The sequence below is a fragment of the Amycolatopsis sp. AA4 genome, assembly GCF_002796545.1.
GTDB lineage: Bacteria > Actinomycetota > Actinomycetes > Mycobacteriales > Pseudonocardiaceae > Amycolatopsis.
Map to the genome: position 1 here is coordinate 2,463,777 of NZ_CP024894.1, position 19,040 is coordinate 2,482,816.

General features: G+C 70.9%; 17 protein-coding genes. 9 read left to right on the forward strand and 8 right to left on the reverse strand.

Translation table 11 applies throughout. The features are described 5' to 3' along the window. Positions 1–3 precede the first annotated feature (3 nt). On the reverse strand, positions 4–2,103 hold the full coding sequence (gene tkt / locus CU254_RS11735; protein WP_009075898.1) for a transketolase: 2,100 nt from the start codon (positions 2,101–2,103) through the stop codon (positions 4–6). Between the two features lie 440 nt (positions 2,104–2,543). Between tkt and CU254_RS11740 the strand changes: the two genes are divergently transcribed. The 3 genes from CU254_RS11740 (at position 2,544) to CU254_RS11750 (ending at position 6,385) form a co-directional block, all read left to right on the forward strand. Further along, a complete protein-coding gene (locus CU254_RS11740; RefSeq protein ID WP_037713373.1) occupies positions 2,544–3,524 on the forward strand; it encodes a heme o synthase in 981 nt (326 codons plus the stop codon). Positions 3,525–3,622: 98 nt separating this feature from the next. Continuing rightward, positions 3,623–5,860, forward strand: coding sequence for an AAA family ATPase (locus CU254_RS11745; RefSeq protein ID WP_009075900.1), 2,238 nt, complete (start codon positions 3,623–3,625; stop codon positions 5,858–5,860). A gap of 9 nt (positions 5,861–5,869) precedes the next feature. Then, positions 5,870–6,385, forward strand: coding sequence for an FKBP-type peptidyl-prolyl cis-trans isomerase (locus tag CU254_RS11750; protein WP_009075901.1), 516 nt, complete (start codon positions 5,870–5,872; stop codon positions 6,383–6,385). A 1-nt stretch (position 6,386) separates the two neighbouring features. Here the strand turns inward: CU254_RS11750 and CU254_RS11755 are convergent, their stop codons facing one another. Further along, positions 6,387–7,358, reverse strand: coding sequence for a quinone oxidoreductase (locus CU254_RS11755; protein ID WP_009075902.1), 972 nt, complete (start codon positions 7,356–7,358; stop codon positions 6,387–6,389). A 92-nt stretch (positions 7,359–7,450) separates the two neighbouring features. Here CU254_RS11755 and CU254_RS11760 point away from each other — a divergent pair, with 92 nt between their 5' ends. Continuing rightward, positions 7,451–7,768: a hypothetical protein gene (locus CU254_RS11760; RefSeq protein WP_009075903.1), complete on the forward strand. Its 318-nt coding sequence runs from the start codon at positions 7,451–7,453 to the stop codon at positions 7,766–7,768. Next, the gene (locus CU254_RS11765) at positions 7,765–8,628 is read left to right on the forward strand and encodes a RimK family alpha-L-glutamate ligase (RefSeq protein ID WP_037713375.1); all 864 of its coding nucleotides are present in this window, start codon (positions 7,765–7,767) and stop codon (positions 8,626–8,628) included. The genes CU254_RS11760 and CU254_RS11765 overlap by 4 nt, the downstream gene beginning before the upstream one ends. Here the strand turns inward: CU254_RS11765 and CU254_RS11770 are convergent. From CU254_RS11770 to mptB, 6 genes are all read right to left on the reverse strand, one after another. After that, entirely contained in the window at positions 8,625–9,554 is a 930-nt protein-coding gene (locus tag CU254_RS11770; RefSeq protein WP_009075905.1) for an acyl-CoA desaturase, read from the reverse strand. The genes CU254_RS11765 and CU254_RS11770 overlap by 4 nt on opposite strands. Positions 9,555–9,649: 95 nt before the next feature. After that, positions 9,650–9,796 (reverse strand): hypothetical protein, encoded by a 147-nt coding sequence (locus CU254_RS11775; protein WP_199841126.1) that lies wholly within the window; start codon positions 9,794–9,796, stop codon positions 9,650–9,652. Between the two features lie 120 nt (positions 9,797–9,916). Beyond that, positions 9,917–10,888: a heme A synthase gene (locus CU254_RS11780; protein ID WP_009075907.1), complete on the reverse strand. Its 972-nt coding sequence runs from the start codon at positions 10,886–10,888 to the stop codon at positions 9,917–9,919. A gap of 148 nt (positions 10,889–11,036) precedes the next feature. Next, positions 11,037–11,825: an ABC transporter permease gene (locus tag CU254_RS11785; RefSeq protein ID WP_037713379.1), complete on the reverse strand. Its 789-nt coding sequence runs from the start codon at positions 11,823–11,825 to the stop codon at positions 11,037–11,039. Then, positions 11,822–12,748: an ABC transporter ATP-binding protein gene (locus tag CU254_RS11790; protein ID WP_009075909.1), complete on the reverse strand. Its 927-nt coding sequence runs from the start codon at positions 12,746–12,748 to the stop codon at positions 11,822–11,824. The genes CU254_RS11785 and CU254_RS11790 overlap by 4 nt, the downstream gene beginning before the upstream one ends. Before the next feature lie 6 nt (positions 12,749–12,754). After that, complete coding sequence (gene mptB, locus CU254_RS11795) at positions 12,755–14,386, reverse strand: polyprenol phosphomannose-dependent alpha 1,6 mannosyltransferase MptB (protein ID WP_037716963.1); 1,632 nt, start codon at positions 14,384–14,386, stop codon at positions 12,755–12,757. 322 nt (positions 14,387–14,708) lie between these two features. Here mptB and CU254_RS11800 point away from each other — a divergent pair, with 322 nt between their 5' ends. Genes CU254_RS11800 through sufC form a run of 4 tightly spaced genes read left to right on the forward strand, consistent with a single transcriptional unit; the run spans position 14,709 to position 18,992 of the window. Then, entirely contained in the window at positions 14,709–15,560 is an 852-nt protein-coding gene (locus CU254_RS11800) for a metalloregulator ArsR/SmtB family transcription factor (RefSeq protein WP_037713380.1), read from the forward strand. Continuing rightward, the gene (gene sufB / locus CU254_RS11805; RefSeq protein ID WP_009075912.1) at positions 15,557–17,005 is read left to right on the forward strand and encodes a Fe-S cluster assembly protein SufB; all 1,449 of its coding nucleotides are present in this window, start codon (positions 15,557–15,559) and stop codon (positions 17,003–17,005) included. The genes CU254_RS11800 and sufB overlap by 4 nt, the downstream gene beginning before the upstream one ends. A 2-nt stretch (positions 17,006–17,007) precedes the next feature. Next, positions 17,008–18,180 carry a Fe-S cluster assembly protein SufD gene (gene sufD, locus CU254_RS11810; RefSeq protein ID WP_009075913.1) on the forward strand — a complete coding sequence of 391 codons (1,173 nt, stop codon included), beginning with the start codon at positions 17,008–17,010 and terminating at the stop codon, positions 18,178–18,180. A 41-nt stretch (positions 18,181–18,221) separates the two neighbouring features. Further along, positions 18,222–18,992 (forward strand): Fe-S cluster assembly ATPase SufC, encoded by a 771-nt coding sequence (sufC, locus tag CU254_RS11815; RefSeq protein WP_009075914.1) that lies wholly within the window; start codon positions 18,222–18,224, stop codon positions 18,990–18,992. Positions 18,993–19,040: the final 48 nt, after the last annotated feature.

Below are 19,040 nucleotides of genomic sequence, written 5' to 3' on the forward strand. Positions count from 1 at the left end.
CCTTCAGTTCTTGGTGTTGGCGATCGAGCGGCGGGCGGCGTCGACCACGGCTTCGGCGGTGAAGCCGAACTCGCGGAACAGCGTCGCGGCGTCGGCCGAGGCTCCGTAGTGCTCGATCGACACGTTCTCGCCGGCGTCGCCGGTGAAGCGCTGCCACGGCATCGCGATCCCGGCCTCGACCGAAACGCGGGCCTTGACCGTCGGCGGCAGGACGGCGTCCTTGTAGTCCTGGTCCTGCGCGTCGAACCACTCGACGCACGGCATCGAGACGACGCTGGCCGGGATGCCGTCGGCCTCGAGGGTCTTGCGCGCCTCGACGGCCAGCTGGACCTCGGAACCGGTCGCGATCAGCACGACCTCCGGGGCGCCGTTGGACGCCTCGGCCAGCACGTAGCCGCCCCGCTTGACGCCCTCGGCGTTGGTGCCTTCCAGCACCGGAACGTTCTGCCGGGTCAGCGCGAAGCCGGACGGGTGGTGCACGTCCTCCAGCACGGCCTTCCACGCGTACGCGGTCTCGTTGGCGTCCGCCGGGCGGACGACGTTGAGGCCCGGGATCGCGCGCAGCGCGGCGATCTGCTCGATCGGCTGGTGCGTCGGGCCGTCCTCGCCGAGGCCGATCGAGTCGTGCGTCCACACGTAGATGACCGGGGCCTTCATCAGCGCGGCGAGCCGGACCGGTGGGCGCATGTAGTCGGAGAAGGTGAGGAAGGTCGCGCCGTAGGGCCGGGTGCCGCCGTGCAGCGCGATGCCGTTGAGGATCGAGCCCATCGCGTGCTCGCGGATGCCGAAGTGCAGCGTGCGGCCGTACGGGTTGGTCTTCCACATGTCGGTGCCGGCCGCGGCCGGGCCGAACGAGTCGGCGCCCTTCATGGTGGTGTTGTTGCTCTCCGCGAGGTCCGCGGAACCGCCCCACAGCTCGGGCAGCGGCTCGGCCAGCGCGTTGAGCACCTCGCCGGAGGCCTTGCGGGTCGCGATGCCCTTGGCGTCCGGCTCCCACGACGGCAGGTTGTCCGCGAAGCCCTCGGGCAGCGTGCGGGTCGACAGCCGGTCGGCCAGCTTCTTGCGCTCCGGGTTCGCCGCGGCCCACGCCTCGAAGCGCTCCTGCCATTCGGCGCGCAGCTTCTCGCCGCGCTCGATCGCCTGGCGGGTGTGCGAGAGCACCGCGTCCTCGACGGCGAAGTTCTTCTCCGGGTCGAAGCCCAGCGCCTTCTTGACGCCCGCGACCTCTTCCGCGCCCAGCGCCGCGCCGTGCGCCTTGCCGGTGTTCATCTTCGTCGGGGCCGGGTAGCCGATGATCGTGCGCAGCTGGATGAACGACGGCCGCGTGGTCTCGGCCTGCGCCGCCTTGATGGCCGCCTCGATCGCGACGACGTCCTCGCCGCCCTCGACGGTCTGCACGTGCCAGCCGTAGGCCTCGTACCGCTTCGCGACGTCCTCGGACAGCGCGATGTTGGTGTCGTCCTCGATGGAGATCTTGTTGTCGTCGTAGAAGACGATCAGGTTGCCCAGCTCCTGGCGGCCCGCGATGGAAGAGGCCTCGGAGGTGACGCCCTCTTCGATGTCGCCGTCGGAGGCGATCACGTAGATGAAGTGGTCGAAGATGCTCTCGCCGGGAGCGGCGTCCGGGTCCAGCAGGCCGCGCTCGCGGCGGGCCGCCATCGCCATGCCGACGCCGTTCGCGAGGCCCTGGCCCAGCGGGCCGGTCGTCGTCTCGACGCCCTTGGTGTGCCGGTACTCCGGGTGGCCCGGGGTCTTGGAGCCCCAGCGGCGCAGCTGCTCGAGGTCCTCCAGCTCGAGGCCGAACCCGGCCAGGTACAGCTGGATGTAGAGGGTCAGGCTGGAGTGCCCGGCGGAGAGGACGAACCGGTCGCGGGCGGGCCACTCCGGGTCCGCCGGGTCGTGCCGCATGGTGCGCTGGAACAGCGTGTACGCCAGCGGCGCCAGGCTCATCGCGGTGCCGGGGTGCCCGCTGCCGCAGTTCTCGACGGCGTCCGCGGCCAGTACCCGGGCGGTGTCTACGGCGCGGGTGTCGGTCTCGGTCCAGTCGGCCGGCACGTTGCGCCGGAGCAAGGGGTTGGTCTCGCTGCTAGAGGTTTCGGACACTGAACTCGAACTCCTGCGTCGGTGAGGTGATGGCTGTATTCAGTGCGTGCCGCCCGGGTGCTGCGGTGTGCGCCGTCAGTTATCTCAATCGATCCCGAAGGGACGATATTCCTGCTGGCGGCGCTGCGCAGGCGGAGCGTGCGGCCCGTCGCTGTCACCCTAGTGCGTACGTGTGCGCGCGAGCGCGGGCGACAGCCCTGCGGGTGAGGTGATCCTGCCCGCCTGTCCGTACTCGGCTACCCGCCGCGGGCCCTCGCGACTCATCGCGTCCCGGGCGGGCGGCGTGACGGAGAAGACATCGCCGGGCGTGTCCCGGACCCGCGGGCGTCGGGCCGGGCCGCCACGTCTACCATCGATCGCGGGCCAGGCACGGAAGTTTCCACGCAGCACCGGCTGTTTTCTTCCGGACCACCCGGCCCAGGACTGACTCAGGGAGAGAAATGTCGTTGGTGAACGCTGCGCACGGACGCAGTGAAGACACCAGCGCCGTACCCCCGGACGGCGGGCGACCGCACGGGGCCCGGCGAAGCTTCCGCCAGGTGGCCGGCGCGTACGCCGCGCTGGCGAAGCCGCGCGTCATCGAGCTTCTCCTCGTCACCACGATCCCCGCGATGTTCCTCGCCGGGCGCGAGGTGCCGAACCCGTGGCTGGTGGTCGCGACGCTGATCGGCGGCACGATGGCCGCGGGCAGCGCGAACGCGCTCAACTGCGTGATCGACAGCGACATCGACAAGGTCATGAACCGCACCAAGCGGCGCCCGCTGGTGAAGGACGCGGTGCCGCGGCGCAACGCCTTGATCTTCGGCCTGGTCCTCGGCCTCGCCTCGTTCGCCGTCCTGTACTTCACGGTGAACCTGCTGGCGGCGGTCCTCGCGATCGCGACCATCCTGTTCTACATCTTCGTCTACACCCTGGGCCTCAAGCGGCGGACGTCGCAGAACGTGGTCTGGGGCGGCGCGGCGGGCTGCATGCCGGTGCTGATCGGCTGGGTCGCGGTCACTGGCACCGTGCAGTGGCCCGCGTTCGTGATGTTCGGCGTGATCTTCTTCTGGACCCCGCCGCACACCTGGGCGCTGGGCATGAAGTACCGCGACGACTACGAGCGCGCGGGCGTGCCGATGCTGCCGGTCGTCGCGACCGCCGAGCACGTGGCCCGGCAGATCGTCATCTACTCGTGGGTGATGGTCGCCTGGACGCTGCTGCTGCTCCCGGTCACCAGCTGGCTGTACGCGACCTTCGCGATCCTCGCCGGCGGCTGGTTCCTCTTCTACGCGCACCGGCTGCAGGCCGCCGTGCACCGCGGCGAGGAGACCAAGCCGATGGCGCTGTTCCACCGGTCGAACACGTACCTGATGATCGTGTTCGTCGCGCTGGCGGTCGACTCGGCGATCGGCCTGCCGGTCCTCGGCCTCCCGTTCTGACTCGTACTGACCCGTTCCGGACCGGGCAGGAATGGCCCGGGATCCTCGCCGGTTGCACTCTTCCGGCCCCGATCCCGACCTGAAAGCAGGAGCTTTCCTTGCCCGAGGAACCGGCCTACGAAGCCGAGCTGCGCCGCGAGCAGGCCTACACCGACGCCCTGTTCGCGAAGCTCGACGCCGAACGTGCCCAGACCCAGCGCCGGCTGGACGAGACCCTGCGCCAGACCGGCGGGACGCCGCAGGCGCGGACCGAACGCGAAGCCGCCACCGTTCTGCACAGCGACCGGCTCGCCCAGCTCGGCTCGGTCGAGCAAGGCTTGTGCTTCGGGCGGCTGGACTTCGCGCCCGGCAGCGAAGAGGAGACCGCCTACATCGGCCGGCTCGGGCTGTTCGACGAGGACGACGACTACCGGCCGCTGCTGATCGACTGGCGCGCGCCGGTCGCGCGGCCGTTCTATCTCGCCACCGCCGCTTCGCCGGACGGCGTGCGCCGCCGCCGGCATCTGCGCTCGCTGAGCCGTCGCGTCACCGGGTTCGACGACGAGATCCTCGACCTGACCGCCGCCGACCAGGGCCAGGATCTCGGGCTGGCCGGCGAGGCCGCGCTGCTGGCCGCGCTGGAGCGCCGCCGGACCGGCGAGATGGCCGACATCGTCGCCACCATCCAGGCCGAGCAGGACCGGATCATCCGCGCGCCGCTCGGCGGGGTGATGGTGGTGCAGGGCGCGCCGGGCACCGGCAAGACCGCGGTCGCGCTGCATCGCGCGGCGTATCTGCTTTACACGCACCGCCAGCAGCTGACCACGCGCGGCGTGCTCGTCGTCGGCCCGAACTCGACCTTCCTGCGCTACATCGGCCAGGTGCTGCCGTCGCTCGGCGAGACCGGCGTGCTGCTCTCGACCATCGGGCAGCTGTGGCCGGGACTGGACGCGGACGGCGCCGAGTCCCCGGAGGCGGCCGAGGTGAAGGGCCGGCTGGTGATGGCCGAGGTGCTCGCCAAGGCGGTCCGCGACCGGCAAGGGGTACCCGATCCGGTGATCGAGATCGAGCACGAACGCGAGATCCTCAAGCTCGACCGCAAAACCTGCACGCAGGCGCGTGCCCGGGCCCGTCGTTCGCGGCGGCCGCACAACCTCGCGCGGCGGCTGTTCGTGTCCGACGTTCTCGACGCTCTTACTCGCCAGGCCGCCCGCGCGCTGGGCGAGGATCTGCTGGACGCGCAGGACGTCCAGGACATCCGCGCCGAGCTGGCGGCGAGCCCCGCGGTGGCCGCCGCGCTGAACTCGCTGTGGCCGAAACTCACCCCGGCGGGCCTGCTCGACGACCTGTTCGCCGACCGCGAACACCTCGACCGGGCGGCCGGCGAACTGCTGTCCGAAGAGGACCGGAAGCACCTGGAGAGCGGCCGCGACGCGAAGTGGACGCCCGCTGACGTGCCGCTGCTGGACGAACTGGCCGAACTGCTCGGCAGCGACGACTCCGAGGAGCAGGCCGAGCAGAAGCGCCAGGAACGCGTCGAGCGCGCGTATGCCGAGGGCGTGCTGGACATTCTCGAGCAGGACGAGGAAATCCAGGACGAGGAGATCCTGCGGGTGTCCGACGTGCTGGACGCGGAGTTGTTCGCCGAACGCCAGCAGGCGCGCAGCGAACTGACCGCGGCGCAGCGGGCCGCGGCGGACCGGACGTGGACCTTCGGGCACGTGATCGTCGACGAGGCGCAGGAACTGTCCGCGATGGACTGGCGGCTGCTGATGCGCCGCACGCCGAACCGGTCGATGACGCTGGTCGGCGACGTCGCGCAGACCGGGGCCGCCGGGGGAGCGCGGACCTGGGACGAGGTGCTGTCGCCGTACGTCGCGGACCGCTGGCGGCTGGAGCAGCTGACGGTGAACTACCGGACCCCGGCGGAGATCATGGCGGTCGCGGCGGGCGTGCTCGCCGAACTCGACGTGGACCTGGTGGCCCCGACCTCGGTGCGCGAGACCGGGGTGCCGCCGTGGGGCGTGCGGGTCGCTTCGCTGGAGGAGGAACTGCCTTCGCTGGCCGCCGCGGAACTGTCCGCTGTGGACGGTGGGACGGTCGCGGTGCTGGTGCCGGGCGGCCGCCTCGACGAGGTGCGGAAGCTGCTTCCGGAGGACGAGCGGCTGAGCGTGCTGACCGTCGACCGTGCCAAGGGCTTGGAGTTCGACGGGGTCGTGCTGGTGTCGCCGGACGAGATCGTGGCGGGCTCGCCGCGCGGGCTCAACGACCTGTACGTGGCTCTGACCAGGGCGACCCAGCGGCTCGGCGTGGTGCGGACTGGTCCGGCAGTGCCTGCTCTCGGCGGGCTTGGTTAATCTTCCGCCATGCAGACATTCGGCAGGACAGCTGTCATCGGCGCGGTCGCGACAGTCGCCGCGTTCGGCCTTACGGCCTGCGGCGGCGACAGCGGCGCGGCCCCGGCGGCCCCGAGCCGCGAGTGCACCGCGGACGACATCAAGACCACCGGGAACTTCGGCCAGGCGCCGACGATCACCATCCCGGACGACTGCGCCCCGCCGAAGAAGCTGATCACGAAGGACCTGTCGGAGGGCACCGGGAAGGCCGCGGCCGCCGGGTCGAAGCTGTCCATGAACTACGTGGTCGTCACCTGGTCTAACAAGAAGAAGCTGGACAGCTCGTTCGACCGCGGCGAGCCGTTCGGCCTCGACCTCGGAGCCGGCCAGGTGATCGAGGGCTGGGACCAGGGCCTCGTCGGCGTCAAACAGGGCGGGCGGCGGCTGATGATCATCCCGCCCGCCCTGGCCTACAAGGACGGCGGACGCGGCATCGCGCCCAACGAAACGCTGGTCTTCGTGACCGACGCCCTCTCGGTCGGCTGAGCTAGGGGATCAGCAGCAGCTTCCCGGTCGTCCGGCGGCCTTGCAGGTCCTCGTGGGCCTTGCGGGCGTCGGCGAGCGGGTAGCGGCCGCCGATGCGGACGTTCAGCGAACCGTCCTGCACGGCGGCGAACAGTTCGCCCGCCCGCCAGTCGAGTTCCTCGCGGGTGCGCAGGTAGTGCGCGAGCGTCGGGCGGGTCAGGAACAGCGAACCGCCGGAGTTGAGCCGCTGCGGGTCGATCGGCGGCACCGGGCCGCTGGCCGCGCCGAACAGCGCGAGGGTGCCGCGGATCTTCAGGCTCGCGAGGCTGCCGTCGACGGTGCTCTTGCCGACGCCGTCGTACACCGCCGCGACGCCTTCACCGTTGGTCAGCTCGCGGGTTACGGCGGCGAAGTCCTCGCGGTCGTAGCGGATCACGTGGTCCGCGCCCGCGCCCCGGGCCAACTCGGCCTTCTCGTCGGTGGACACCGTGGCCAGCACTCGCGCGCCGCGCGCCTTCGCCAACTGGACCAGCAGCAGTCCGACGCCGCCGGCGGCCGCGTGGACGAGGATGTCGTCGCCTTCCTGCACTTCGTAGGTCGAGCGCACCAGGTAGTGCGCGGTCAGGCCCTGCAGCATCGTGGCGGCGGCGGTCTCGTCGGACACGCCGTCCGGCACCTTCACCGTGGCGCTGGCCGGGACCACCGCGCGCTGGGCGTAGCTGCCGAGCACGCCCTGCCAGGTCACGCGGTCGCCGGGCGCGAATCCGGTGACGCCCTCGCCGGTTTCCACGACCGTCCCGGCGCCCTCGGAACCGAGGACGAACGGCAGGTCGATCGGGTAGATGCCCTCGCGCTGGTAGGTGTCGATGTAGTTGACGCCCGCCGCGGCGAGGTCGACCAGCAGTTCGCCCGCGCCCGGCGGACCGGGTTCGAGCTCGGCCAGTTCCAGCACTTCCGGGCCGCCGGTCCGGGTCACCTGCACTGCGGTCGGCATGGTTCCTCCTCGAGATGTGCGCGTCCGGCGTCCACTATGGCCGAGAACACGGTCAGGCCGCGGGGGCGGGGGTCTCGGGTTAAGCTCCGGACGTGGCTGAGGAGACCGAAAACACGCCGACCGCGCCGACTGCCCGCCAGCTGGCGTCCGCCCGCGACTTCGTGGCGAAGCACGGCAAACCGTCGCGCGCCGTGGTCGAGAACATCGGCCTCGCCGGCGCGCGGGTCGTGCTCGTGGGCCCGGACGGGGCGATGGGCGACGTGCTGGTGGCCGGGGTCGAGACCGGGAACGCGCTGGTCGAGCAGGTCGACGACCTCGAAGCCGCGGAGTGGGACAGCGAAACCGTGAAGACGGTCAAAATCGGTGCCGCGCACCGGCGCAAGATGGCCGGGCCGCGGGCGGGCCGGTGACCCGCTCGGCGATTTTCGTCGGCTGCGCCGCGTTGCCCGAAGGCGACGGCGACGAGGCCGCGGTGCTGCCCGCGCTCGCGGACCTTGGGTTCACGGTGAGCTGGGCGGCCTGGGACGCGGCCGCGGACTTCTCCTCGGCCGACATCGTCGTGCTGCGCGCGGCCTGGGACTACCCGGAGCGCCGGGAGGAATTCCTCAGCTGGTGCGAGGACGTGCCGGGGCTGAGCAACCCGGCCGCGGTCGTGCGGTGGAACACGGACAAGACGTATCTCGGCGAACTGCTCGACGCGGGCGTGCCGACGGTGCCGGTCGAGATCGTGCCGCCGGGGGAGAAGCCGCGCTGGCCGAAGAAGCCGTTCGTGGTGAAGCCTTCGGTGGGCGCGGGAGGCCGCGGCGCCGCCCGGTTCTCTTCCGGCGGTGCGGACGCGGAGCAGCATCTGCGCGCGTTGCACGAAGACGGGCGCACGGCTCTGGTGCAGCCGTATCAGTCCAGTGTGGACAATCAGGGCGAGATCTCGGTGACGTTCTTCGGCGGCGTTTATTCGCACGCCTTCACGAAATTCGCGTTGCTGGAGTCCGCATTGGACAGTTCCGGACTGTATCGCGAGGAACGGCTCGCGGCCGCGGTCCCGGCTCCGGAAGTGCGTGCGGTCGCGGAGGACGCGCTGGACGCGGCTTGTGGGTTGCTGGGGATTTTGCGGGCCGAACTGTTGTACGCGCGGGTCGATTTGGTGCGCGGGGACGACGGGCGTCCGCTGGTGCTGGAGCTGGAGTTGACCGAGCCGTCGCTGGGCTTCCGGCACGCGGACGCGGGTGCCCCGTTGCGGTTCGCGTCGGCGGTGCGGCAGCAGTTGGCCTAGCTCGGCCGCCGTTTCGCAGCCAGCCGTTCCGCGCGGGGCCAGCGGACGTCGGTCGCCCAGCCGAGTCGTTCGAAGGCCCAGATCACCCGCGCCGAGACGTCGACCTGGCCGCGCAGGACGCCGTGCCGGGCGCAGGTCGGGTCGGCGTGGTGGGAGTTGTGCCAGGACTCTCCCATCGACAGCAGCGCCAGCGGCCAGAAGTTCGCCGCGCGGTCGCGGCTCGCGAACGGGCGGTCGCCGATGAGGTGGCACACCGAGTTCACCGACCACGTGACGTGGTGCAGGAACGCGATCCGCACCAGCCCGGCCCAGAAGAACGCCGTCAGCGCGCCCTGCCAGGTGCCGCTGAACGCCCAGCCGAGCGCGGCGGGCAGGGCGAGGCTCAGCGTGATCCACAGCCAGAAGAACCGGTTCACCACGCGCAGGTCGCGGTCGCCGACGAGGTCGGGAGCGAAGCGGTCGGCGTTGGTGACCTCGCGCTGGAACATCCAGCCCATGTGCGCGTGCCAGAACCCGCGCAGCAGCGCCGACGGCGACGTGCCGAACAGCCACGGGGAATGCGGATCGCCCTCGCGGTCGGAGAACGCGTGGTGGCGGCGGTGGCTCGCGACCCAGAAAATCACCGAACCCTGCACCGCCATGCTGCCCGCGATCGCCAGCGCGATCCGCAGCGGGCGGCCCGCTTTGAACGCGCCGTGCGTGAAATAGCGGTGGTACCCGACGGTGACGCCGAGCGTGGCGAACACGTAGAAGACGGTCGCGAGGATCAGGTCGGTCCAGCCGATGCCCCAGCCCCACAGCAGCGGCACGGCGGCGATCAGCGCGGCGAACGGCACGAGCAGGAACGTCTTGAGCACGATCATCTCGGCGTTCCCGCGCCGCCCGGAAAGCAGCGGTTTGGCGGCACGGGCAGGGACGGTCGGCATGGCGGCACCTCGGGCTTTTCGGAAAGCCGGACGGCGACGACGGTAAGCCGCCGACCTGTCCGCCGGGCCGACGCGCAGTTACGCCTGGATGACCGTCAGTTCGCGGCGGCGAGTTCCCGCTTCTCGGCGGGCTCCAGTGAGGTGACCGGCCCGCGGTCGCGGGTGCCTGTCCACAGCACGGCCGTCACGACGATCACGAGGGCGGAGCCGAGGACGTGGAACGACACCATCGCTTCGGGCACGCCGAGTGCGTACTGCACTGTCCCGAGAACGCCCTGCAGGAGCGCGACAATCCACGCCCAGGCGTACCGCTGCCAGACGCGCCCGCATCAGCGTGAGCCCGAATGCGGTCTGGATGGCCGTCAGTTCGCGGCGGCGAGTTCCCGCTTCTCGGCGGGCTCCAGTGAGGTGACCGGCCCGCGGTCGCGGGTGCCTGTCCACAGCACGGCCGTCACGACGATCACGAGGGCGGAGCCGAGGACGTGGAACGACACCATCGCTTCGGGCACGCCGAGTGCGTACTGCACTGTCCCGAGAACGCCCTGCAGGAGCGCGACAATCCACGCCCAGGCGTACCGCTGCCAGACGCTCTTCGGCGCACCGACCCGCATCAGCGTGAGCCCGAAGACCCCCAGCACGACCAGGTACGCGATCAGCAGGCCGCTGTGGATCCGGGCCAGCTGCTCGATCGGGGCGTCGAGGCGGTGCGTGTTGGCGTCGCCGCCGTGCGGGCCCGCTCCGGTGACCGTCGTGCCGGCGATCAGGACCGCCCACATCAGCACCGTCAGCAGCACCAGCATCTGCCGTCCCAGCTTCGGGACCAGCGGGCGCGCGGGTTCGTCTCCTTCGCGGAACGCCTTCAGCAGCAAAACCGCCAGCCACACGAGCGGCGTCGAAGCCAGGAAGTGGATCGCGACGGTCCACCATTCCAGTTTCGCCAGCACCGTCAGCCCGCCGATGACCGCCTGCAGCACGACGCCGCCGGGCATCGTCCAGGCGAGCTTCACCAGCCGCTTGCGCTCCGGGTGGTCGATCTGGATCCGCCACGCGGTGAGCACGGCGAGCGCGGCCACCACGATCACGACGCCGGTCAGCATCCGGTTCGAGAACTCGATCCACTGCGTGACGGCGTCGATCCCGGAGTGCCGCACCGGCACCAGGCTGCCCGCGACGCACTGCGGCCAGGTCGGGCAGCCCAGCCCGGACCCGGTCACGCGCACCACGGACCCGGTGACGCCGATGCCTGCCTGCGTGATCACCGCGGCGATCCCGACGCCGCGCTGGACCGCGACGGACGGATACGGCAGGCGGGCGATCAAACTGCGAAGGGACACGCGGAAAGAATACTCGCGCGCGTTTTCCCGCCCGCACGCGGCGGTATTGTTCCGCCCGGATTTGCCAGCGTGCGCAAGGAATCGGGTGCGGCGGCAGTCACAATAGCGCCCGATTTCCGGGCGGTGCTCGAAATTCCGGACGTGGGATTCAGGTGAGTTTTGTCGTCCGCGTCGCCAGCACTCCGGCGACCGCGGCCCACACCGCCAGCACCGCCGCCGACCCGACCGGGAACTGCCCGTCCACCAGCGCGGCACGCATGCCTTCCGCCAGCGCGCCCGAGGGCAGCAGCGAAACCACGAGGCCGACCCCGGACGGCAGCGCCGACGGAGCCAGCAGGATCCCGCCCGCCAGCAGCAGCACGAACCACACGATGTTCGCCAGCGCGAGCACCGCTTCCGCGCGCAACGCGCCGCCCAGCAGCACGCCCAGCGCGCCGAAAGCCAGCGTCCCCAGCACCAGCAGCACCACCGCGGAGCCGATCCCGGCGGCCGACGGCGACCAGCCCAGGAACGCCGCCACCACGCCGAGCACCACGGACTGCAGCGCGACCACGACCAGCGCCGCCACGACCCGCCCGGCCACCAGCAGCCAGCGCGGCAGCGCCGTCGCCGAAAGCCGCTTCAGCACGCCGTACCGCCGGTCGAAGCCGAGTGCGATCGCCTGGCCGGTGAAGGCCGACGACATGACCGCCAGCGCGAGGATGCGCGGCGTCATCCAGTCCACTTTGGACGTCGAACCGAGCTGGCTCGCGGGCAGGATGTCCAGCAGGCTCAGGCCGATCAGCAGCGCGAGCGGAATGATGAGCGTGAGCAGCAGCTGCTCGCCGTGCCGCAGGGTCAGCGCGGCCTCGACGCGCGCGTGCGTGCGCAGCATCTTGCCGAGCGAGCCGCGGCCGGGCGCGGGGGCGAAAGTCCCCGCGGGGAACGGAGAACTCATGCGCGCAGCTCCCGTCCGGTGAGTTCGAGGAACACTTCTTCGAGCGTCCGCCGTCCGACTTGCAGTTGTTCGGGCAGCACGCCCTGTTGCGCGCACCAGGCGGTGACGGCCGAGACCACCTGCGGGTCGACCGCGCCCTCCACCAGGTACGAACCGGGCGCGGTTTCGCTGACCCGGTAGCCCTCCGGCAGCGCGGCCGCGAGCAGCGTCGTGTCGAGTTTCGTCCGGGCGCGGAATCGCAGCTGCGCCGCCTCGCCCGCCTCCAGCGTCAGCGAATGCGGCGTGCCCTCGACGACCACCTTGCCGTGGTCCACGATCACCACCTGGTCGGCCAGCGTTTCCGCCTCCTCCATCAGGTGCGTGGTGAGCAGGACGCTCACGCCGTCCGCGCGCAGGGCCGCGAGCAGGTCCCACACGAGCCGCCGCGCCTGCGGGTCCATGCCCGCGGTGGGCTCGTCCAGGAACACCAGCTCCGGCCGTCCGACCAGCGCGCACGCCAGCGAAAGCCGTTGCTGCTGCCCGCCGGAAAGCCGTTTGAACGGGGTCCGCTTCGCGCCGGCGAGCCCGAGCACGTCGAGCAGCCACGCCGGATCGTGCGGGTTCGCCGCGCAGGAAGCGACCAGCCGCAGCATTTCCTCCGCGCGCACGCCCGGGTACGCGCCGCCGCCCTGGGGCATGATGCCGACGCGCGGGCGGAGCCGCGAGCTGTCCGCTACCGGGTCGAGGCCGAGCACGCGCACCCGGCCCGCGTCAGGTCTGCGGAAACCCTCGCAAATCTCGACAGTGGTCGTTTTTCCGGCGCCGTTCGGCCCGAGCAGGGCCAGCAGGGAACCACGCTCCATGCGCAGGTCGATGCCGTCGACCGCGGTGGTGGAGCCGTAGCTTTTCGCCAAGCCGGAGATCTCGACGGCGGGGTTGTCCACAACGAATCACGATACGACGTCGGCGGGCGCGCGCGGTGCTGGGGACGCCGGAGGTGTCCTGGACAACAGCAGCGGCGAAACCCGGTACACGATCGCGAGGCCGCCGAGGGTCACCAGAGCGGCCGCGCCGTAGGCCCACGGCAGGACGTAGGAGCGGCCGTCGAAGGTGCCGCCGGTGGGGGGAAGCAGGAAGGGCAGCCCGGCGCTGATCACCGTGGCGACCACGCGGAAGCGCGACGTCCCGGCCGCCGCGGCGAGCGGGATCACCGCCCACAGCAGGTACCACGGCTGCAGGTTGATCTGCAGGATCATCGCCGCGCCCAGCGAAACGCCGAGCCCGATGATCGGCCGGTACCGCCATTTGAAGCTGGCCCACAGGAATTTGACGGTGATGACCGCGGTGATCGCGTTGCCGAGGGTGCCGAGGATCGGCACGAGCGCGTCGGTGTGGTTGCCCAGCCCGAGCGCGATGCCGAGGACGCCGCTGAGGTTCGCGATCTCCGCGGTGGGGGAGATGAACGACCGCACCAGCGCCGGCGTGCTCGCGGTGGCGCCGATCCAGCCGAAGCCGAGCCCGGTGCCGAGGCAGATGGCGACCATCACGACCCCGAACAGCAGCGCCATCGGCGCGCCCGCCCACACCAGGTCCTTCAGCCGCCCGTGCCATCTCCGCGCGACCATCACCGAGAGGAACGGCAACGCCAGCACCGCCGGGATTTTCACCGTGGCGCCGACGGTGATGATGACGACGCCGAGCGCGATGAAAAGCAGTTCGCCCTTCGCCAAGGGCGGCGGACTGTCGCCCTTCACCCGCACCGGCAGCCGCCGGATGCCGATCTCCAGCCCGGCCACCATGAGCCCGATGGCCAGCGAATCGTTGTGCGCGCCGGCGACGAAATGGAAGATCAGCAACGGGTTCGCCGCGCCGAGCCACAGCGCGGTGGCCGGCTGCACGCCGAACCGCCGGGCCAGCCGCGGCACCGCCCACACGATCAGCAGCACGCCGACCATCGCGAGACCGCGCTGCAGCAGCACCCCGGCGACGATGTTGTTGCCGCCGACCGGGGCGAGCCAGCCGCCGAGCCGCAGCAGCAGCGGGCCGTACGGGGCGGGCGTCTCGCGCCAGATGTTGGTGACGCCCGCGGTCAGCGGATCCGCGACGCCGAGCGCCTGCGCCGGGCCCAGCTGGTACGGGTCCATGCCGCGGTGCACGATCTCGCTCTGCGCGAGGTAGCTGTAGACGTCGCGGGAGAACAGCGGCGGGATCAGCAGCAGCGGCGCGACCCACATCGCGACGGTGCGGGCGAGCTGGCCGCTGGTCGCCAGCCGCGCGCTCGCCGGACGGGCGAACCGGGCGAGCATGAGCCAGCTCAGCACCAGGATGCCCATCCCGGAGAACGCGATCGCGAGCGAGACCGTCGGGATCCGGATGAACAGGCGCAGCACCGGCAGGTCCTGCACCGGGTTGATCACCGGCGCGGCCCCGGCCCCGAGCGAGCCGAGCGCGAGGAACAGGGAGCCGACGGTGCCGAAGCGGCGGACCACGTCGAGGCCGCGGGTCTCGGCGGCGTTCAGCGGATCGGTGCGGCGCGGCCCGACCGGGGACGGCGCGGCCCCGGGGACCGGCGGGGCGGCCACGGCGCCGCCAGCACCGTCCGCGCTGCCCGGTTCACCGGATAAGTCCGGTTCCGGGGACCGCTGGTCCGGGTGTTCGCCGACTGCCACGCCCGGAAGCGTATCGACTCCGGTTCGCGCGGCGTATCGAGCCGTTCGGTCCCCGGCGCCGGGGTCGCTCCCGTTGGTCCGTGAAGGGCTCCTTGAGGGAATCTGATTCCCTCAAGGAGCCCTTCACGGACCTGGGGCCGGGTGCCGCCGCGGCGAGGCGCGTCCGGGCGTGAGTCGGGTCACTGGGCGACACCCCGCCTTTGCCCGGTGGCCGGAAATAAGACACACTTGTGTTGTGAAAAAGAACGGGACCACCGGCGAGGGGCGCGGCGACCAGCCGCGCGCCGCGGCCGTCGGCGTTCCCGTGCAGGTCAGCGCCGCGAACGTGGCCGAGGGCCGCACCCGGCACGAGGTCGCCCGGCTGCTGCTGGAGCAGGGCCCGATGACCGCCGCGGTGGTCGCCGAGCAGCTCGGGATCAGCCCGACGGCGATCCGGCGGCACCTCGACGCGCTGCAGGCCGACGGCGAGGCCGAGACCCGCGACGCCCCGCGCAAGGGCCCGCGCGGACGCGGCCGCCCGGCCAAGCTGTTCCTGCTCACCGAAGCGGGCCGCGCCCGGTTCGGGCACGCCTACGACGACCTCGCGGTCTCGGCCATCCGCTTCCTCGCCGAGCACGCCGGGCCGGACGCGGTGCGCGCGTTCGCCGAGCGCCGGGTCGAAGGGCTCGTCGGGCCGCACCGGCAGGCGATCACCGGATCGGCTGATCCGGTCGAGCGCGCCGAGGCCCTCGCGGCCGCGCTGAGCAGGGAGGGCTACGCTGCCTCGACCCGCCAGATCGGCGCGGAAACCCCGGCCGCGCACGTCGGCGCTCAGCTGTGCCAGCACCACTGCCCGGTCGCGCACGTCGCCGCGGAATTCCCGCAGCTGTGCGAGGCCGAGACGGAAGCGTTCGCGAAGCTGCTGGGCACCCACGTCCAGCGGCTGGCGACCATCGCGCGCGGAGACAACGCGTGCACCACACACGTACCCGCCGGACCGGCGGGTATCCCGGCCCATCCCGAGCCGGACCGCACGACGCCCGGAACCGCGGCCGCGCCGCCGGAAGGGCACGCACCACGGATCCCGAATGGAGGGAAACCCGCATGACTGCCGCTGCCGAGCAGCGCACTCCCACCACCGAGCCGTTGAGCCAGGAAGAGACCATCGCGTCCCTTGGCAAATACGCCTTCGGCTGGGCGGACTCCGACGAGGCGGGCGCCAGCGCGCGCCGCGGCCTGAACGAGGATGTCGTCCGCGACATCTCCGCGAAGAAGTCCGAGCCCGAGTGGATGCGCGACGCCCGTTTGAAGGCGCTCAAGCTGTTCGACCTCAAGCCGATGCCGAACTGGGGCGCCGACCTCTCGGGGATCGACTTCGACAACATCAAGTACTTCGTGCGGTCCACCGAGAAGCAGGCGGCCAGCTGGGAAGACCTGCCCGAGGACATCAAGAACACCTACGACAAGCTGGGCATCCCCGAGGCGGAGAAGCAGCGCCTCGTGGCCGGCGTCGCCGCGCAGTACGAGTCCGAGGTCGTCTACCACCAGATCCGCGAGGACCTGGAGGAGCAGGGCGTCCTGTTCCTGGACACCGACACCGCGCTCAAGGAGCACCCGGAGATCTTCCAGGAGTACTTCGGCTCCGTGATCCCGGCCGGCGACAACAAGTTCTCCGCGCTGAACACGGCGGTGTGGTCCGGCGGCTCGTTCATCTACGTGCCGAAGGGCGTGCACGTCGACATCCCGCTGCAGGCCTACTTCCGGATCAACACCGAGAACATGGGCCAGTTCGAGCGGACGCTGATCATCGTCGACGAGGACGCCTACGTCCACTACGTCGAGGGCTGCACCGCGCCGATCTACCAGTCGGACTCGCTGCACTCCGCGGTCGTCGAGATCATCGTGAAGAAGGGCGCCCGCTGCCGCTACACGACGATCCAGAACTGGTCGAACAACGTCTACAACCTGGTCACCAAGCGCGCCAAGTGCGAAGAGGGCGCGACCATGGAGTGGGTCGACGGCAACATCGGCTCCAAGGTGACCATGAAGTACCCGTCGGTCTTCCTCATGGGCGAGCACGCCAAGGGCGAGGTCCTCTCGGTCGCGTTCGCGGGCGAGGGCCAGCACCAGGACGCCGGGGCCAAGATGGAGCACCTCGCGCCGCACACGTCCTCGACCATCGTGTCGAAGTCGGTCGCGCGCGGCGGCGGCCGGACCTCCTACCGCGGCCTGGTCAAGGTCGCCAAGCGGGCGCACCACTCGCGCTCCAGCGTGGTCTGCGACGCCCTGCTGGTGGACACGATCTCGCGGTCGGACACGTACCCGTACGTGGACATCCGCAACGACGAGGTGTCCATGGGCCACGAGGCCACCGTGTCCAAGGTCAGCGAAGAGCAGCTGTTCTACCTGATGTCGCGCGGCCTCGACGAGGCCGAGGCGATGGCGATGATCGTGCGCGGGTTCGTCGAGCCCATCGCGCGCGAGCTGCCGATGGAGTACGCGCTCGAGCTGAACCGCCTGATCGAGCTTCAGATGGAAGGGTCCGTCGGCTAGTCATGTCGGTTACCGAGAACAACGTCGCCGAGTCGTTGCGGGAGGGCGCTGTCATTCCGGCGGCCTCCCGCGCGGAGCGGTTCACCTCTTACGACGTCGCGGCCTTCGAGGTCCCCGGCGGGCGTGAGGAAAACTGGCGCTTCACTCCGATGAAGCGCCTGCGCGGCCTGCACGACGGTTCCGCCGTCGCCTCCGGCGAGATCACGCTGGAGACCGAGGCCGCGCCGGAGCTGAAGATCGAGACCGTCGGCCGCGACGACGCGCGCCTCGGCGAGGCGGGCGTGCCGAGCGACCGCATCGCGGCGCAGGCGTACTCGTCCTTCGCCAAGGCCACGATCGTCACCGTGCCGAAGGAGACCGAGGCGTCGAAGCCGTCGGTGCTGCGCATCCACGGTCCCGGCGAGGGCAAGGTCGCCTACGGCCACCTGCAGGTGCGCGCCGAGGCGTTCGCCAACGCGGTGATCGTGCTCGACCACGTCGGCTCCGGCACCTACGCGGACAACGTCGAGTTCGTCATCGGCGACTCGGCCAGGATCACCGTCGTCAGCGTCCAGGACTGGGCCGACGACGCGGTGCACGTGTCCGAGCAGCACTTGCGGCTGGGCCGCGACGCGACGCTCAAGCACACCGTCGTCACCCTCGGCGGCGACTTGGTGCGCGTGTCGCCCACGGCGACCTTCGCCGACCGCGGCGGCGACGTCGAGATGCTCGGCCTGTACTTCGCCGACGCCGGCCAGCACCAGGAACACCGGCTGTTCGTGGACCACGCGGTGCCGAACTGCAAGTCCAACGTGATGTACAAGGGCGCCCTGCAGGGCGACGACGCGCACACGGTGTGGATCGGCGACGTGCTGATCCGGGCGGCCGCCGAGGCCACCGACACCTACGAGCTGAACCGCAACCTCGTGCTCACCCCCGGCGCGCGCGCCGACTCGGTGCCGAACCTCGAGATCGAGACCGGCGAGATCGAGGGGGCGGGCCACGCGAGCGCCACGGGAAGGTTCGACGACGAGCAGTTGTTCTACCTCCAGTCGCGCGGGATCGGCGAGGAGGCCGCGCGGCGGCTGGTCGTGCGCGGGTTCTTCCACGAGATCCTGGCCCGCATCGGCGTGCCCGAGGTGCGCGAGCGCCTCGAGGCCGCGATCGAGGCCGAGCTCGAAGCCGTGGGCGCCTGAGCCCGTCGTCCGTCCACTTCAGACTCTTTAGGAAAAGCAGAATGGCTACCCTGGAAATCAAGGACCTGCACGCTTCGGTGACCACCGAAGACGGTGCCAAGGAGATCCTCAAGGGCGTCAACCTGACCATCCGGTCCGGCGAGACGCACGCGATCATGGGCCCGAACGGCTCCGGCAAGTCCACCCTGTCCTACGCGATCGCCGGCCACCCGAAGTACACGGTGACCTCCGGCGAGGTGCTGCTGGACGGCGAGAACGTGCTCGAGATGAGCGTCGACGAGCGCGCCCGCGCCGGCCTCTTCCTCGCCATGCAGTACCCGGTCGAGGTGCCCGGCGTCTCGATGTCGAACTTCCTGCGCACCGCGGCCACCGCGGTCCGGGGCGAGGCTCCCAAGCTGCGCCACTGGGTCAAGGAGGTCAAGGAGGAGATGGGCAAGCTCGGCATCTCCCAGGAGTTCGCCGAGCGCTCGGTGAACGAGGGCTTCTCCGGCGGCGAGAAGAAGCGCCACGAGATCCTGCAGCTGGCGCTGCTCAAGCCGAAGTTCGCCATTCTCGACGAGACCGACTCCGGCCTCGACGTCGACGCGCTGCGCGTCGTGTCCGAGGGCGTCAACGAGTACAAGGCGGGCAACGAGGTCGGCGTCATGCTGATCACGCACTACACCCGCATCCTGCGGCACATCACCCCGGACTTCGTGCACGTCTTCGCCGACGGCCGCATCGTCGAGTCCGGCGGCCGCGAACTGGCCGACGAGCTGGAGGAGAACGGCTACGTCAAGTACGTCGGCTCCCCCGAGCCGGCCAAGGCCTGACGTTCCCCGCGCCCCGTTCCCGACGACACCACGAGAGAGGAGTTGGCT